This window comes from Kitasatospora sp. NPDC093558 (assembly GCF_040683475.1).
Taxonomy (GTDB): domain Bacteria; phylum Actinomycetota; class Actinomycetes; order Streptomycetales; family Streptomycetaceae; genus Kitasatospora.
This window is the reverse complement of sequence record NZ_JBFBDY010000879.1, coordinates 1-2,245: the sequence shown is the minus strand read 5'-3', so window position 1 is coordinate 2,245 and position 2,245 is coordinate 1. Positions and strand designations below refer to the sequence as shown.

Below are 2,245 nucleotides of genomic sequence, written 5' to 3'. Positions count from 1 at the left end.
GCCGCTGCGGGGCCCGCCGGGCCGCCCCCGCCGGCGCCCGTACCGCCGTCCGTGTCCGCCGCCCTCCGTAAGCGACCGTTCCCAGCCGCCCCCGCCAGGCCCGTCAAGACGACATAAGGCCAGGCGGGGGCGGCTTGTCTTTTCCGGCCCGGGCAACTTACGGTGTCGTAACCTACGCAACCGTAAGTGCGTCCCTCCGCGCGTCCCCCGACGTGCCCGCCCAGCGCGCCCGTCCCGCGCGTGCCGTCCCCCCGGGAGCAAGCCCCGTGACCATCGCCCCTGTGCAGCGCAGCACCTCGCTCGGATCGAGCGCCTGGACCGACACGCGGCTGATCCTGGCCCTCGAAGAGGTCGTCGAGAAGGAGCTCAACCGCCACCTCGCGGTGGCCAAGGAGTGGATGCCGCACGAGTTCGTGCCGTGGAGCCAGGGCCGCGACTTCGACGGCGTGCTCGGCGGCGAGGCCTGGTCGCTGGAGCAGTCCCAGGTGACGGCGCTCGGCCGGGTCTCCCTCGTGGTCAACCTGCTCACCGAGGACAACCTCCCGAGCTACCACCACGAGATCGCGACGATGTTCGGCCGCGAGGGCGCCTGGGGCACCTGGGTGCACCGCTGGACCGCCGAGGAGGGCCGGCACGGGATAGCCATCCGCGACTTCCTGCTCGCCACCCGGGCCGTCGACCCGGTGGAGCTGGAGCGGGCCCGGATGTCCCACATGTCCGAGGGCTTCGAGTCCGACAACGCGCACAGCATGCTGCACTCGGTCGCGTACGTGGCCTTCCAGGAGCTCGCCACCCGCATCTCGCACCGCAACACCGGCAAGTACGCGGGCGACCCGCTGTGCGACCAGCTGCTGGCGAAGATCGCCAACGACGAGAACCTGCACATGGTCTTCTACCGGAACCTGCTCAAGGCCGCCCTGGAGATCGCCCCGGACCAGGCCATGCGGGCCATCGCCGACGTCGTGACCGACTTCCGGATGCCGGGACACGGCATCCCCGGCTTCGAGCGCGCCGCCGCGCAGATCGCCATCGGCGGGGTCTACAACCTGCGCATCCACCACGACGACGTGCTGCAGCCGGTGCTGCGGCACCTGCGGGTGATGGAGCTCGACGGCCTCGGCGCGGAGGGCCTGATGGCCCAGGACGAGCTCGGGCTCTTCCTCGACGGCCTGGACGGACAGGCCCGCAAGTTCGAGGAGCGGCAGGCCGCACTGCTGGCTCGCCGGGCCGCGCGCCAGGCGTCCTAGGGCCTGTCTTCAAGCCCCCGTCGTCCCCCCGACGCCGCACGGCAGGCAGGGGCTTGAAGACAGGCCCCCAGCGCGCCCCGCAGGGCAACGTCCGCCGGTGCGCCGTCCTCCGGGGCGGCGCACGGTCGCGGGGGCGCTCCCGAGGGCCGTCGGGGGGTTCGGAGTGGGTGGATTTTCCGTGATTTGCCCCGGAAGATTCTGAACGTGACCAAGCTCACACCGTGTCGCTCCATGGCGCGTTCCGAACTCGGAGAGTGATCATGACTTCCGACGCCCCGATCGCCGTCCGTGACCGGATTTCCGGCCCGAGCGCGTGCACACGGTTGACGGGCACCGCTGCTGGGCAAGGGATTCTGCGGGTACCCGCACGGCCCGCGCTCACTCTGAGTCGCCGTCCGAAGGGCTCCCGAGGGGCCCGGAGATGGCCCAGCGTGAGGCCTCCCGCGCCCGCGTGGATCACCCCAACGGACCCCGGGCTGAGTGTCGATTGAGTAACAGGGCTTGAAGTAAGGCAAAATCTCCGCCTCGGGTCGGGCACAAGACCGACCCCCCATGCGTTACGTGCGCTGGAGATACCGCACACACCGCACAACCCGGAGGGGGAGAGCGAAAAATGGCAACGGACTACGACACCCCACGCAAGACCGACGACGACGTCAACGAGGACAGCATCGAGGAGCTCAAGGCTCGGCGGAACGACAAGGGCGGCAGCTCGGTCGACGTCGACGAGTTCGATGCGGCCGAGGGCATGGAGCTCCCCGGCGCCGACCTCTCGAACGAGGAGCTCGCCGTTCGCGTCCTGCCGAAGCAGGCCGACGAGTTCACCTGCATGAGCTGCTTCCTCGTGCACCACCGCAGTCAGCTCTACAGCGAGAAGAACGGCAACCCGATCTGCCGGGACTGCGGCGCCTGAGCACCGCGGCGGACACGGCCCGGCACCCGCGGTTCGCGCGGGGCCGGCACCAAGCTCCTTCCGGCTCCGGGCAGCGGAGCCGGAC

Annotated in this window: 2 protein-coding genes; both read left to right on the top strand. The window is 70.6% G+C overall.

Going from position 1 to position 2,245, the window contains the following annotated elements:
- Window positions 1–266 precede the first annotated feature (266 nt).
- Window positions 267–1,247 carry an acyl-ACP desaturase gene (locus AB0O00_RS36455; protein WP_363658996.1) on the top strand — a complete coding sequence of 327 codons (981 nt, stop codon included), beginning with the start codon at window positions 267–269 and terminating at the stop codon, window positions 1,245–1,247.
- 613 nt (window positions 1,248–1,860) lie between these two features.
- Complete coding sequence (locus tag AB0O00_RS36450; protein ID WP_329924615.1) at window positions 1,861–2,160, top strand: DUF4193 domain-containing protein; 300 nt, start codon at window positions 1,861–1,863, stop codon at window positions 2,158–2,160.
- Window positions 2,161–2,245: the final 85 nt, after the last annotated feature.